Origin of the sequence: Paracidovorax wautersii (genome assembly GCF_900113035.1) — a bacterium.
Lineage (GTDB): Bacteria > Pseudomonadota > Gammaproteobacteria > Burkholderiales > Burkholderiaceae_C > Paracidovorax > Paracidovorax wautersii.
In genome coordinates, this window is sequence record NZ_FONX01000002.1 from 1 (window position 1) to 13,050 (window position 13,050).

The following is a 13,050-nucleotide window of genomic DNA, read 5'->3' on the forward strand; positions in this document are numbered from 1 at the left end:
AGCGCCTGCAAGGCTCCTTTGCGGTCCGTCACTTCTGCCGTGTCACTGCAATGGCGTGCGGTAGCCCTTGGGTGTCCACTGCAATGTGGCGCTTGACGCCCGAGACTTTCTTGCCCGCGTCATAGCCCTTGTGGGTCGCTGTATCCGTGTTCTTCACGCTCTGTGCGTCCACGATCAAGAGCGCGCTCGAGGCGCTGCGCCCCAGTCTCTCGCGGGCCGCGCCAACCTGATTTTTTGAGGGCCTGCTCCAGCACGCTTATCCCGTGCAGGTCAGGCTCGCTCCACTTGCGCCAGTACGCATACACGTTCTGCCACTTGGGAAACTCCGGCGCAAGAAACCTCCACTGGCAGCCTGTGCGCAGTAGGTAGAGCACCGCGCAGAACACCTTGTAGAGATCCAGCTCTATGGGCTTGGTACTGCGCCGAACGCTGCGCAACAAGGGCTCGATCTCGGCGAACTTCTCTCTGCTTATGTCGCTTGGGTAGGGCTTTCTTTTCACCAAGCAATTGTCGGCTCTAAAAAGATCGTAAACAGGCTCTCAGAAGGTCCAACCCACCGCCACGCCGAACAGCGTTTCCTTCAGCCGCACATCGGCATTGCCGCCGCCGAAGCCGGCGGGCGGGTTGCCGGGTGGAATGGAGCCGTTGCCGCGCACCGTCTTGCCGAAGGCGTGGGCGGCGTAGCCGGTCAGTTCCAGGCCGCTGGCGGTCTTCCAGGTGGCGCCGAGCGTCAGGTGGTCCTGCACCACGCCGGGCGCCAGCACGCTCAGGAAGGTCTCGCTGGACGGCACGGGCTGCGTGGCGTGGCTGATGCCGCCGCGCAGCGTGAGCGTGGGCGAGACCTGGTAGGCCACGGCGAGCTTGACCACGTTGACGTCGCGCCAGCCGAAGCCCGGGCCGCCGGCCGCGCCCAGCGGCACGCCGCGCAGCAGCGGCGCGAGCGGGTTGCCCACGGCGGCGACCTGGCTGTAGCGGATGCGCTGCACGTCGGCGCCCAGCGTCCACGCGTCGTTGGGGCGCCAGGCGATGCCGATGCCGTAGTTCTCGGGCACGTCGAAACGGCCGCCGTCGGCGAAGAGGCCGCGGTAGTCGTCGAACTTGCCGCGGATCTTGGAGGCCCAGGTGGCGCCCAGCGTCACGCCCGGCGCCACGGTGCCCGTCCAGCCCAGGCGCAGGCCGGCGCCCAGGCTGCTGTCGGTGCCCTGGTCGCTCACCTGCTGCGGCGCGGACGAGAAGCCCGAGAAGATGCCGATGCCCTTGGCGGAAAAGCGTTGGTAGGCCAGGTTCAGCCCCACGCCGAAGCTGTTGTGCGGATTGGGCTTCCACGCCACCGAGGGCGTGATGAAGAGCTGTTCCAGATTGACGCCGGCCCGGCCCTGGGCGCCGAAGCGGCCGTAGGGGTTGCGTTCGTAGTCGGTGTTCATGCCGCCGTTGCCGTAGGCCGCGATGCCCACGCCCCACTGGTCCGACAGTTGCCGGGTGATGCCGAATTCGGGGATGAGGAAGGTCTTCCTCGCGTTGCCGCCGTAGCTCTCGTCAGGGCCGAAGGCATTGCCCACGATGCTGGCGCTGCGGCGCGGCAGGAACACGCTGGCGCCGGCATCGACGCGGTTGCCCACCAGGGCGGTGTTGGCGGGGTTGGTGGCTGCGGCCAGCGCGTCCTGCCCCCAGGCGATGCCGACGCCGGCCTGGCCCAGGCCCTTGGCGCCGTAGCCGTGCGAGAAGTAGCCGTTGGTGGCGTGGGCCGCCACGGGCCACAGGGCCGGGCCGGCGATGGAGAGCAGCAGCGCGGCGGATGCGGCGGAGACGGAGCCGCGCCGGCGGCGGGCCAGGGTGCGGGCAGGGGTACGGAAGGCGGGGCGGCGGTTCGATGCGGTCGGCATGGCAGGCAGGGCTTGGAAGGTTCAAAGCCTGCATGCTGAAGAGGCCGCAGCGCCGCAGCCACGAAGAAAGCCGCATATCGATCATCGCGCACCGCATTGGACGCGGCGCCGGGTTCCTGCAATGAAACAGGCCACCAGCCCTTGTTCCGCCTGCGCAGTGCGCTATGGAAACCGCAGCATGGCCGGCGAACCCGTGGGCGTTACCCGCCGCAGTCCACGCCCCAGGCGTCGATGCGCACCACGTCGCAGTCCACCTCCGGCGCGATGCGGTCGGCCACCAGCCAGGGGCCGGCCTGCAGCGAAAGCAGCGGGTGGTGCCACACGCCGGGCGAGAGCTGCAGGCCCTGCTGCCCGTTGGTGAGGAAGGCGCGCAGGTGCTGCGGGCCCAGCGCGTCGGCCGCGATGGCGGCATCGGCCACCACGGCCACCAGCTGCAGCCCGGCGCCGAAGGGCGCGAAGGACTGGCTGCCCAGGCGGTGCCGCTCCATCAGCGTGAGCCGCGCCGGCAGCACGGTGGCGGCGGCATCGAACAGGCTGAAGGCCACGGCGCCGGGCGCTGCGGCCAGAGGCCGGGCCAGGTCGTGGTGGCGCATGCAGCGGCCGTCGTTGATGGGAATCTGCCGCGTGCCGCTGCCGCCCAGCTCGATCACCTGGCCGTAGGGCGCGAAGGCCTCGGCCGTGAGCGGCTGCACGGGCAGGGCGTGGCCTGCGGCCTGTGCGAGATCCGCCACGGCTTGCCAGGCGCTCATTGCACCGCGCCGATGAAGCCGGCCAGCTCCGGCGTGCGCGGGTTGGCGAAGAGCTCCTTGGCCGGGCCGCATTCGTGCACGCGGCCCTGGTGCATGAACACCAGCTGGTCGCCCACGTCGCGCGCGAAGCGCATTTCGTGCGTGACCATGATGAGCGTCATGCCCTCAGTGGCGAGCTGCTTGACCACGGCCAGCACTTCGTTGACCAGCTCCGGGTCCAGCGCGGAGGTGATCTCGTCGCACAGCAGCACCTTGGGCTGCATGGCGAGGGCCCGGGCGATGGCCACGCGCTGCTGCTGGCCGCCGCTGAGCTGATCGGGGTAGGCGTCGTACTTTTCCGCCAGGCCCACCTTGGCAAGCATCTCGCGGGCGAGCTGGCGCGCCTCGGCCTTCTTCACGCCCTTGACCACCACGGGCGAGAGCGCCACGTTCTCGCCCGCCGTGAGGTGCGGGAACAGGTTGAACTGCTGGAACACCATGCCCACGTTCAGGCGCAGCGCGCGCATCTGGGCGGGCGTGGCCTGCGAGCCCTTGAGCACCGCGTCATCGACGACGATCTGGCCGTCGTTGATGGATTCCAGCCCGTTGATGGAGCGCAGCAGCGTGCTCTTGCCCGAACCGCTGCGGCCGATGATGGCGACGACCTGGCCGCTTTCCACGCGCAGATCGACGCCCTTGAGAACATGGTTGTCGCCGTAGTACTTGTGTACGGCGCAGACGTCAACGAGCGGCATAGAGTTTCTTCTCCAGGTGGGATGCATAGGCGGACAGCGGCCAGCACAGCAGGAAGTAGCCGGCGGCGACGAGCCCGTAGATGAGGAAGGGCTGGAAGGTGGCGTTGGCCAGCATGGAGCCGAGCTTGGTGAGGTCTTCGAAGCCGATGATCGAAGCCACGGCCGTGCCCTTGACGATCTGCACCGAGAAGCCCACGGTGGGCGCGATGGCCAGGCGCACGGCCTGCGGCAGCACCACGTGGCGCATCTGCTGGAAGTAGCCCATGGCGAGGCTGGACGAGGCCTCCCACTGCCCGTTGGGAATGGCCTGCACGCAGCCGCGCCAGACTTCGGCCAGGTAGGCGCTGGTGTAGAGCGTCAGGCCCACGGCGGCGGCCGTCCAGGCCGACACGTCGAAGCCCGCCATCGAGGCGCCGAAGAACACGAGGAACATCTGCATCAGCAGCGGCGTGTTCTGGAAGAGCTGGATGTAGGCGCGGCTCACGCGCTGCAGGCCGGGGTGGCGGCCCACGCGGGCGAACAGCACCACCAGGCCGCCCGCGCCGCCCAGCGCGAAGGCCATGAGCGACAGCAGCAGGGTGGCCCAGAGGCCGTCGGCCAGCTTCAGGAGGATGGGCAGCAGGGGGATGTCGGCGATCATGCGGCGTCTCCGGCGGCGGCAGCGGGGCGTGGGGCGGCGGCCGGCGTGCGGCGCGCCACGATGACATGCTGGCCCACCCAGGCCAGCGCCTGGCGCAGCACCAGGGCCAGCGCGAAGTAGAGCGCCGTCACCACGATGTAGGTTTCGAACGCGCGGAAGTTGCGCGACTGGATGAAGTTGGCGGCGAAGGTCAGGTCCTGCGCGGCGATCTGCGAGACCACCGAGGTGCCCAGCATCACGATGACGATCTGGCTGCTGAGCGCGGGCCAGACCTTCTGCAGCGCGGGCCGCAGCACCACGTGGCGAAAGCACGCCCAGCGGCTCATGCCGAGGGCGCTGGCGGCCTCCATCTGGCCGCGGGGCGTTTCCTGGATGCCGGCGCGCACGATCTCCGTGAGATAGGCGCCCAGGTTGACCACCGTGGTCAGCAGGCAGGCCTGCCATTCGTTGAGCTGCAGGCCCAGCGACGGCAGGCCGAAGAACACGAACATCAGCTGCACCAGGAAGGGCGTGTTGCGGATGGCCTCCACGTACAGCTTGAACAGCCAGTTCAGCGGCGTGATGCGCCAGGCGCGGCAGACGCCGCCGGCCACGCCGATGATGCCGCCCAGCACGGCGCCGGCCGTGGTCAGCCCCAGCGTGAAGGCGGCGCCCTGCGCCAGCATGCCGCTGTAGTCGAAGACGGCGCCGAAGTCGAATGCATATGCCATGGAGGTGTTCTTCCGGTTCCGGTCCAATGGACCTTCGGTGAGGAGTCGGTGCCCTGCCTGCTTACATCTTTGCGGGCAGGGGCAGCTTCATCCAGTGCTGCGACATCTCGTTCAGGCGGCCGTCGGCCTTGGCCTTGGCGATGATCGCGTCCACCTTCTGCAGCAGGGGCTCTTCGCCCTTGGCGACGCCCACGTAGCAGGGCGTGTCTTCCACGGCGAACTTGGCGTCGAGCTGGCGCAGCTTGGTGCGCTCGTTCACGGCGTTGGCGACGATGTTGCCCAGCGTCACCAGCTGCACCTGGCCGGTCAGGTAGCTCTGCGCCGTGGCGTTGTTGTCTTCATAGCGCTTGATGGTGGCCGAGGCCGGGGCCAGCTTGGTGAGCGACAGGTCTTCGGTGGAGCCGCGCGTCACGCCGATGGTCTTGCCCGCCAGGTCGGCCGGGCCCTTGATGACGGCTTCCTTGGGGCCATAGACGCTCTTGGGGAAGGGCGCATAGGCCTGGGTGAAGTCGATCACCTTGGCGCGCTCGGCGTTCTTGCCCAGGCTGGAGATGACCAGGTCGGCCTTGCCGGTGGTCAGGTAGGGGATGCGGTTGGTGCTGGTGACGGGCACCAGTTCGAGCTTCACGCCCAGTTCCTTGGCCACCAGGTGCGCCATGTCGATGTCGTAGCCCTGCAGCTTCAGGTCGGTGCCCAGCGAGCCGAAGGGCGGGAAGTCCTGCGGAATGGCCACGCGGATCACGCCGGCCTTCTGGATGTTGGCCAGCACGTCGGCATGGGCCGCCGCGCCGCCGAAGGCTGCGCCCGCGAAGGCGGCGGTGGCCAGCAGGGTGCGCAGGGCGCTGCGGCGGGAAGAGGAGAGGGTGGTGCGGATCATTGGAAAACTCCTTCAGCAGGGGACGGGAACGAGGGGTGGGGAACGAGGCGGAAGGCCGCCGGCACGGCAGCGTCGGCGAGCGGCGGCGGCGCGGCCATGTCGATGCCGCCGCGCTGGGCCGCCGACAGCAGGTGCGCGCGCATGGCTTCGGCGCTGGCTTCGGCGTCGCCCGCGCACAGGGCTTTCAGGATGGCCTCGTGCTCGCGGGCGGGCTGGTCGTCGGCGCCGGTGCGGGCGAAGGGCAGGCGCAGGCTGTGGGCGATGGCGGGCTCCAGCTGCCGCGCCATGGCGACGAGGCCCGGGTTGCCCGACAGCTGGGCCAGCAGCAGGTGGAAATGCAGGTCGGTCTCGGCCGCGCTCAGCAGGTCGTTGCGCTGCAGCGCTTCGGACTGCAGCTGCTGCAGGCGCTGCAGCTGCTGCAGGGCCGCCGCGTCGATGCGCGTGGCGGCCAGGGCCGTCCAGCCGGGTTCGAGCACCAGGCGCAGCTCGATCAGCTGGCGCGGCGAGAGCGTGCCCATCTCGGGCGCGGCGAAGGCGCGGTGGGCGCGGTCGCCGCCCTGGGCATGCGTGCCGCGCACCATCACGCCGCGGCCGGGCTGGATGTCCACCAGCCCCAGCGTCTCCAGCACCGACAGCGCCTCGCGCAGCGACGCCCGGCTGATGCCCAGGCGCTGCGCCAGCTCACGCTGCGCGGGCAGCGTGCTGCCGCTGGCGTAGTGGCCGCTCAGGATCTGCTGCTGCAGCGTCTGCGCGATGGAGGAGGGGATGCGGGCGTGCATGGATGCGGCTTGCGGGGGCGTGAATGCGTGCTTGTTGGCTTGCTTGGCTTAGAGGGGTCTGACTGGTCCAACCGGTCTGACTGGTCAGACCACTGCAACCCTCAAAGCGATTAGCGTGCCAACTTCAAAAAGAGGAGCAAACAACCCTGGTAATACAAGCGCTGCAGTCGCTTTTTGCCATCCATTCGCACCGCAAAAGCGCACCGCGCCGCGCCCTGCCATGCACCGGCGCCGCCTGCCTTTGGTGCGGTGCAGCACGCCGGCGTGCACCGGCCCGCCCCTGCGCGCCCGGGCCGCTGCGGGCACCTGCCCATAATCAGCGCTTGATGCGAACGACGGACACCACCACCCCGCTTGCCCGCCGCCGCCTGCTGGTGCAGGGCGGCGCGCTGGCCGGTGCGGCGCTGCTGCTGGCCGGCTGCGGCACGCCTGCACACACCGACCGGGGCGAGGTGCAGGCGGCCGGCCTGCAGTCCACCGAGCTGGCGCAGTCCGACGTGAACCGCATGGCGACGCTGGCCATGCGCGAAAACCTCGACAGCCTCTACCTGCTGATGGACAAGCTCTACCGCCGCAACCCGGCGGAGTGGCGCAAGGGCACGCTGGCGCCCGGCCAGCTGCCGGGCCGCATCCAGGCCGGCCAGCGCGTGCGCGAGGCCGTGGAGCAGCGCCAGCCCTGGGCGCCGCTGCAGGGCCGGCGCGACATCGCCGCGCTGGCGCTGGCGCTCAGCCCCGAATTCACGGGCGACCGGGTGGCCGCCGTCACCTGGGCCACGGCCGACATGATCATCACCGCGCACGGCGGCAAGACCGAGTTCTTCCTGATCGACAGCCTGGATGCGCAGCACCTCTACAACGCGGCGCGCAACGTGGAGATCGCCGTGTGGCTCATCGCCCAGCGGCGCGATGCGGCCACCGGCCAGCCGCTGCTGCTGGCCGACGAGATCGCGCCGGGTGTGCGCAACCTGAGCTTCGAACGCGAATACGGCAAGATCATCGCGCGGCTGGACCTGCTGGCCTCCGTGGTGGCCGAGAAGTACCGGCGCGCCGCCATCAGCTATGTGCAGAACCTGCTGGGCGGCACCTTCCTGCAGTTCCTGCCCGTGCGGTAGGCACGCGGCGGACGGGCCAGCGTTGCCCTAAAATTGTCCGCCCCCCGAGGAGCGTTGCAGCGCACGCCGGCCCTTGCTTTTCAATGAAAGCCGCCGGCGGCGTCAGGCTCGGGCCGGCCGTTGCCCCACAGCTTTGCGCCTTCGTTCCAACGACGCTCACCTGTTGTTTCATCCCCCAACCGATTGCACAGGTGAGCCTGATGTCCGCTGTTTCCCTCCCTCCCATGAAGCTGTCCGGCCTGGAGCCGGTATCCATCGGCGAGGGCACGCTGTTCGTCAACATCGGCGAGCGCACCAACGTGACGGGCTCCAAGGCCTTCGCGCGCATGATCCTCAACGGCCAGTACGAAGAGGCCCTGGCCGTGGCGCGCCAGCAGGTGGAGAACGGCGCCCAGGTCATCGACATCAACATGGACGAGGCCATGCTCGACAGCAAGGCGGCCATGGTGCGCTTCCTGCAGCTGATCGCCTCCGAGCCGGACATCGCCCGCGTGCCGATCATGGTGGACTCCTCCAAGTGGGAGGTGATCGAGGCCGGGCTGCGCTGCATCCAGGGCAAGGGCATCGTCAACTCCATCTCCATGAAGGAGGGCGTGGAGAAGTTCAAGCACGAGGCGCGCCTCGTCAAGCGCTACGGCGCCGCCGCCGTGGTGATGGCCTTCGACGAGCAGGGCCAGGCCGACACCTTCGCGCGCAAGATCGAGATCTGCGAGCGCGCCTACCGCGTGCTGGTCGATGAGGTGGGCTTTCCGCCCGAAGACATCATCTTCGACCCCAACATCTTCGCGGTGGCCACGGGCATCGAAGAGCACAACAACTACGCCGTCGATTTCATCGAGGCCGTGCGCTGGATCAAGCAGCACCTGCCGGGCGCTAAGGTCTCGGGCGGCGTGTCGAACGTCTCCTTCAGCTTCCGCGGCAACGACCCGGTGCGCGAAGCCATCCACACCGTGTTCCTCTACCACGCCATCAAGGCCGGCATGGACATGGGCATCGTCAACGCCGGCATGGTGGGCGTCTATGACGACCTGGAACCCGTGCTGCGCGAGCGCGTGGAAGACGTGGTGCTCAACCGCCGCCCCGACGCGGGCGAGCGCCTGGTCGAGATCGCCGAGACCGCCAAGAGCGGCGCCAAGGACGAGAGCAAGAAGCTCGAATGGCGCGGCACGCCCGAGCACCCCAAGACCGTGGGCGAGCGCCTGGCGCACGCGCTGGTGCACGGCATCACCGACTTCATCACCGAAGACACGGAAGAGGCCTACCGCGAGATCCTCGCCAAGGGCGGCCGCCCGCTGCACGTGATCGAAGGCCCACTGATGGACGGCATGAACATCGTGGGCGACCTGTTCGGCGCCGGCAAGATGTTCCTACCCCAGGTGGTCAAGAGCGCGCGCGTGATGAAGTCCGCCGTGGCCCACCTCATTCCCTACATCGAGGAAGAAAAGCGCCAGGACGAGCTGGCCGGCCGCGACGTGCGCAGCAAGGGCAAGATCGTCATCGCCACCGTCAAGGGCGACGTGCACGACATCGGCAAGAACATCGTCACCGTGGTCCTGCAGTGCAACAACTTCGAGGTGGTGAACATGGGCGTGATGGTCCCCTGCCACGAGATCCTGGCCCGCGCCAAGGTCGAGGGCGCGGACATCGTGGGCCTGTCGGGCCTCATCACCCCCAGCCTGGAAGAGATGCAGTACGTGGCCGGCGAGATGCAGAAGGACGACCACTTCCGCATCAAGAAGATCCCGCTGCTCATCGGCGGCGCCACCACCAGCCGCGTGCACACCGCCGTCAAGATCGCGCCGCACTACGAAGGCCCCGTCGTCTATGTGCCCGATGCCTCGCGCAGCGTGAGCGTGGCGCAGAGCCTGCTGGGCGATGGCGCGCAGCACTACGTCGATGAGCTGAACGCCGACTACGACAAGGTCCGCACCCAGCACGCCAACAAGAAGCAGACGCCCATGTGGCCGCTGGCCAAGGCCCGCGCCAACCGCACGCCCGTCGATTTCAGCGCCTACCGCCCGCGCCAGCCGCGCCTGCTGGGCCGCCGCGTGTTCAAGAACTTCGACCTGACCGAGCTGGCCCGGTACATCGACTGGGGCCCCTTCTTCCAGACCTGGGACCTGGCCGGCCCGTACCCCGCCATCCTCACCGACGAGATCGTGGGCGAGCAGGCCCAGCGCGTCTTCGCCGACGGCCAGGCCATGCTCAAGAAGCTGGTCGAAGGCCGCTGGCTCAGCGCGAGCGGCGTGCTGGCCCTCTACCCCGCCAACAGCGTGGGTGACGACATCGAGTTCTACACCGACGAATCGCGCACCGAAGTCGCCATGACCTGGTATGGCCTGCGCCAGCAGACCGAAAAGCAGGTGATCGACGGCGTGACGCGCCCCAGCCGCTGCCTGGCCGACTTCGTCGCGCCCAAGGACAGCGGCATCGCCGACTACGCCGGCCTCTTCGCCGTGACGGCCGGCCTGGGCGTGGAGAAGAAGGAACAGGCCTTCATCGACGCGCTGGACGACTACTCCGCCATCATGCTGAAAAGCCTGGCCGACCGCCTGGCCGAAGCCTTCGCCGAATGCCTGCACCAGCGCGTGCGCACCGACCTCTGGGGCTACGCCGCCGGCGAAGCCCTGAGCAACGAAGACATGATCGCCGAGAAGTACCAGGGCATCCGCCCCGCGCCCGGCTACCCCGCCTGCCCGGACCACAGCGCCAAGACCGACCTCTTCCGCGTGCTGCAGTGCGAGGAGATCGGCATGGGCCTGACCGAAAGCCTGGCCATGACCCCGGCCGCCAGCGTGAGCGGCTTCTACATCGGCCACCCCGAAAGCGTCTATTTCAACGTCGGCAAGATCGGCGAAGACCAGTTGCACGACATGGCCGAGCGGCGCGGCATGGAAGAGGCAGTGCTGGCGCGGCTGCTGGCGCCGAATTTGTGATCTACGGACTGACGGCAGCAAAAAAACGCCGATGACATCTGTCTTAGGAGGCTGTGGGGCACGGTAGGCGTCCCACCAAGAAAGCCGTTTTGCATCCGCTCATTGCACGAGCACGGTCACGATGGTCTGCAGAAAAAACTCCGGCCCGAAGCAGGGCCGACCTTCGGCATCATGGATGCGCCAGATTGAAGCGACTGAGCAGTTTTCGCTTGGCGCCACAAAGTCTACGGTCAAACGGACGCAGCCCCCCGGCGGGGTGTAAGGAATAGCGACTTCCCGATGCATAGACACGAGGTAGGCATGCACGAGGGGCTGCAGCATGCCGCTGCCGCCTGATCTCGCAATCACGTATTCATCGTCGGCACGGATCAGCCGGCGGCCGGCCCAAGCGGCCTGCCCGACGTTTTGGACTTCCCAGACCTTGCGGAATGCTTCGCCGCCACGCACCGCCATGTGGTCCGGGATGGTGATATCTGCATTGAATACCACTGCGTCGGCCGGCATTCGGATGCCCCGCGAAATGCTGGTGCTGGTTACTGGTGGACGAGGCCTCCGGCCCGCAATGCCCAACGCCACATAGTGCCGTAACACGGCAACAGGAGATACCTGCAGCGCATGGGCCAACCGGGCCAGCGTGCCAATAGACGGGTCCACACCGCTATCGGCTGCCAACTTGTACAAATAGGTACGCGCCAAGCCTGCCTCTGCAGCCAGAGCGGTGAATGTTTTGCCCAAGTCGCGCGAGCGCTGGCGCATCAGTGCTTTGAGACTGGGTTCTGGCAAGGCATCACCCCAGATCACCATGGTGCCGTTCTCCTACTAGTGGCTGCTGAGGTTCAGAGCTATCACGCCCAGAACGATGCAGCCCAGGCCTGCCAGCCTGAGGGGCCCGGAGGATTCGTCGAACCAGATAATGCCCAAGGCCGCCGTGAGAGCAGTGCCGCAGCCAGCCCATACGGCATAGGTAAGGCCCATTTCAAGATGCTTGATCGAAAGGGACATCAACCAAATAGCGCTGCCATAGCAGATCACTACGGCAGCAGAAGGCAGGGGTCTGGTGAAGCCCTCGGCGTAACGCAATGCAAATGTGCCGAGCACTTCTGCGAACACGCTGGCCGCAAGTACGAGCCAAGCGAGGATTTGTTGGTTCATGAGGCACTTTCCCTGCGGTGATGCACCTGTACCGGGCGCGACCGAGAGAAAAAAGAGCGGTACCTCGAACGGCCTAGAGACTAGCAGAAGATCAAGCGGCGTGAAGAAAGAGCCGACGTGATGAAAGGCTTCAACGCCAGCAAGCATCGCCCATCTGCTCGCGCAGATAGCGATGAAAATGCGCCATGCCTGCTTCCAGGCGTTCGTGGTAAGGGCCGGCATCGGTGCTGCCCCTGCACATGAGCGCATAACGCCCCTCCTGCATACGTTCGCCGATCTCGTTGTCCTCTACCGCAGTTTCGAGATAAGCCTCGGCAGCCAGTTCGGCCATGCGCGCACCATCCGTAAACTGCCGCAGCTTGTTGGGGTGGTAGTACTCGACGACGTTCACCGAGCGAAGGGGACCGCGAGGGTGGACTGTAGAAATCACGGTGACCAACGGGTAGCGCTCGATCATGAGATTGGGATAGAGAAGAAACCACATGGCACCTACCGCCGGGAGTTGGCCATCGTGGTAGCGCAACACGGCCTCATGCCAGCCGCGATACACCTCGCTGTCACCCGGTTGCAGCAGCCCTTTGTGAAAGCCAACGGTCTGCATGCTCCACAGCTTGCCGAAAGACCATTGCAAGTCGTCACAAGACACGAAGCGTCCCAGACCAGGGTGGAAGGGCGCTACATGGTAGTCCTCCAGGTAGAACTCGATAAAGGTCTTCCAGTTGTAATTGCATTCATGGACCTCCATGTGGCCGAAGTGCATATCGTCGAACGACAACAGATAGGCGAGATCCGAGGGAATTCCGGCAACAGCATTCTCAAGACCGGCGCCCGTGAAATGCAGACCGTTCCAGGTAGCGGTGGGAAACGTTTCAAGCGCAAGGCATGGCTTGGTCTCGAAGCGTGGAGCCGTGAGTAACGAGCCGTCTGTACCGTAAGTCCATCGATGCAGTGGACAGGAGATACGCTTGGCATTGCCCCGCCCTTGCAAGATGGTGGCCTGCCGATGACGGCAGACATTGGAGATGAGTTGGACTCCATGCGCGCCACGAAAGAGCGTCATCCCATTGTGGCGGTGAGGCAGCACGCAATAGTCATTGAGCTCAGGAACCAGCAGTACATGACCCTCATACTGCGGACCTTGCCTGAACAATTGCTGATCCTCCTGTTTCAGCAGTTCATCGCTGAAATAGGCCTGTACGGGCAACTGGGACATCGGTTGTTTCACCGGGTGAACGGTGATGGATTCTGAGCGCCACATGGCCAATCTCCTTGTCGTTGGATAGGTGTAGGCCATGCTAGAAGCCGCGCCGCAGTCTTTTCGTGATGACGTGTCTTCTTCAGTAGACAGCGTGAGTTCACGGTGCAGCGCCATTGACGCACTCCAAGGATGGGAACCGAGCGCTCCCGGAACACGGGAATGGACCAAGCCACCGATCTATCCCAAACCCGTAGGCGCGTGCCCCGGAAATGAAGTCCAC

General features: G+C 66.7%; 12 protein-coding genes, 1 pseudogene and 1 riboswitch. Of the genes and pseudogenes, 2 read left to right on the forward strand and 11 right to left on the reverse strand.

Going from position 1 to position 13,050, the window contains the following annotated elements:
- The 8 genes and pseudogenes from BM070_RS02630 to BM070_RS02665 form a co-directional block, all read right to left on the reverse strand.
- Positions 1-500: pseudogene (locus tag BM070_RS02630) on the reverse strand (IS5 family transposase); the annotation flags it as partial.
- A gap of 39 nt (positions 501-539) precedes the next feature.
- Positions 540-1,883 carry an OmpP1/FadL family transporter gene (locus BM070_RS02635; protein WP_092937330.1) on the reverse strand — a complete coding sequence of 448 codons (1,344 nt, stop codon included), beginning with the start codon at positions 1,881-1,883 and terminating at the stop codon, positions 540-542.
- 200 nt (positions 1,884-2,083) lie between these two features.
- A complete protein-coding gene (locus BM070_RS02640) occupies positions 2,084-2,632 on the reverse strand; it encodes an ureidoglycolate lyase (RefSeq protein ID WP_092937332.1) in 549 nt (182 codons plus the stop codon).
- Positions 2,629-3,366, reverse strand: coding sequence for an amino acid ABC transporter ATP-binding protein (locus tag BM070_RS02645; RefSeq protein ID WP_092937334.1), 738 nt, complete (start codon positions 3,364-3,366; stop codon positions 2,629-2,631). Before BM070_RS02645 ends, BM070_RS02640 begins: the two co-directional genes overlap by 4 nt.
- Positions 3,353-4,006 carry an amino acid ABC transporter permease gene (locus BM070_RS02650; RefSeq protein ID WP_092937336.1) on the reverse strand — a complete coding sequence of 218 codons (654 nt, stop codon included), beginning with the start codon at positions 4,004-4,006 and terminating at the stop codon, positions 3,353-3,355. Before BM070_RS02650 ends, BM070_RS02645 begins: the two co-directional genes overlap by 14 nt.
- A complete protein-coding gene (locus tag BM070_RS02655) occupies positions 4,003-4,716 on the reverse strand; it encodes an amino acid ABC transporter permease (protein ID WP_092937338.1) in 714 nt (237 codons plus the stop codon). The genes BM070_RS02650 and BM070_RS02655 overlap by 4 nt, the downstream gene beginning before the upstream one ends.
- 61 nt (positions 4,717-4,777) lie before the next feature.
- Positions 4,778-5,593, reverse strand: a complete 816-nt coding sequence (locus BM070_RS02660; RefSeq protein ID WP_092937340.1) for a transporter substrate-binding domain-containing protein — start codon at positions 5,591-5,593, stop codon at positions 4,778-4,780.
- Complete coding sequence (locus tag BM070_RS02665; protein ID WP_092937342.1) at positions 5,590-6,372, reverse strand: FadR/GntR family transcriptional regulator; 783 nt, start codon at positions 6,370-6,372, stop codon at positions 5,590-5,592. Before BM070_RS02665 ends, BM070_RS02660 begins: the two co-directional genes overlap by 4 nt.
- A gap of 326 nt (positions 6,373-6,698) precedes the next feature.
- Here BM070_RS02665 and BM070_RS02670 point away from each other — a divergent pair, with 326 nt between their 5' ends.
- Complete coding sequence (locus tag BM070_RS02670; protein ID WP_092937344.1) at positions 6,699-7,484, forward strand: hypothetical protein; 786 nt, start codon at positions 6,699-6,701, stop codon at positions 7,482-7,484.
- A 40-nt stretch (positions 7,485-7,524) separates the two neighbouring features.
- Positions 7,525-7,649, forward strand: a riboswitch (S-adenosyl-L-homocysteine riboswitch).
- Positions 7,650-7,684: 35 nt separating this feature from the next.
- A complete protein-coding gene (gene metH, locus BM070_RS02675; protein ID WP_092937346.1) occupies positions 7,685-10,420 on the forward strand; it encodes a methionine synthase in 2,736 nt (911 codons plus the stop codon).
- A gap of 99 nt (positions 10,421-10,519) precedes the next feature.
- Here the strand turns inward: metH and BM070_RS02680 are convergent, their stop codons facing one another.
- From BM070_RS02680 to BM070_RS02690, 3 genes are all read right to left on the reverse strand, one after another.
- Positions 10,520-11,224, reverse strand: a complete 705-nt coding sequence (locus BM070_RS02680; protein ID WP_245785087.1) for an NBR1-Ig-like domain-containing protein — start codon at positions 11,222-11,224, stop codon at positions 10,520-10,522.
- A 15-nt stretch (positions 11,225-11,239) separates the two neighbouring features.
- Entirely contained in the window at positions 11,240-11,572 is a 333-nt protein-coding gene (locus tag BM070_RS02685) for a DMT family transporter (protein ID WP_092937350.1), read from the reverse strand.
- 130 nt (positions 11,573-11,702) lie between these two features.
- Positions 11,703-12,830: an aromatic ring-hydroxylating oxygenase subunit alpha gene (locus tag BM070_RS02690; RefSeq protein ID WP_434803160.1), complete on the reverse strand. Its 1,128-nt coding sequence runs from the start codon at positions 12,828-12,830 to the stop codon at positions 11,703-11,705.
- Between the last annotated feature and the right edge of the window lie 220 nt (positions 12,831-13,050).

What these genes read in the sequence shown, in the direction of transcription:
- BM070_RS02680 (WP_245785087.1), bottom strand. Translation starts at nt 11,224, where the DNA reads ATGGTGATCTGGGGTGATGCCTTGCCAGAACCCAGTCTCAAAGCACTG.
- BM070_RS02635 (WP_092937330.1), bottom strand. Translation starts at nt 1,883, where the DNA reads ATGCCGACCGCATCGAACCGCCGCCCCGCCTTCCGTACCCCTGCCCGC.
- BM070_RS02645 (WP_092937334.1), bottom strand. Translation starts at nt 3,366, where the DNA reads ATGCCGCTCGTTGACGTCTGCGCCGTACACAAGTACTACGGCGACAAC.
- metH (WP_092937346.1), top strand. Translation starts at nt 7,685, where the DNA reads ATGTCCGCTGTTTCCCTCCCTCCCATGAAGCTGTCCGGCCTGGAGCCG.
- BM070_RS02670 (WP_092937344.1), top strand. Translation starts at nt 6,699, where the DNA reads ATGCGAACGACGGACACCACCACCCCGCTTGCCCGCCGCCGCCTGCTG.
- BM070_RS02665 (WP_092937342.1), bottom strand. Translation starts at nt 6,372, where the DNA reads ATGCACGCCCGCATCCCCTCCTCCATCGCGCAGACGCTGCAGCAGCAG.
- BM070_RS02640 (WP_092937332.1), bottom strand. Translation starts at nt 2,632, where the DNA reads ATGAGCGCCTGGCAAGCCGTGGCGGATCTCGCACAGGCCGCAGGCCAC.
- BM070_RS02690 (WP_434803160.1), bottom strand. Translation starts at nt 12,830, where the DNA reads ATGTGGCGCTCAGAATCCATCACCGTTCACCCGGTGAAACAACCGATG.
- BM070_RS02685 (WP_092937350.1), bottom strand. Translation starts at nt 11,572, where the DNA reads ATGAACCAACAAATCCTCGCTTGGCTCGTACTTGCGGCCAGCGTGTTC.
- BM070_RS02660 (WP_092937340.1), bottom strand. Translation starts at nt 5,593, where the DNA reads ATGATCCGCACCACCCTCTCCTCTTCCCGCCGCAGCGCCCTGCGCACC.
- BM070_RS02655 (WP_092937338.1), bottom strand. Translation starts at nt 4,716, where the DNA reads ATGGCATATGCATTCGACTTCGGCGCCGTCTTCGACTACAGCGGCATG.
- BM070_RS02650 (WP_092937336.1), bottom strand. Translation starts at nt 4,006, where the DNA reads ATGATCGCCGACATCCCCCTGCTGCCCATCCTCCTGAAGCTGGCCGAC.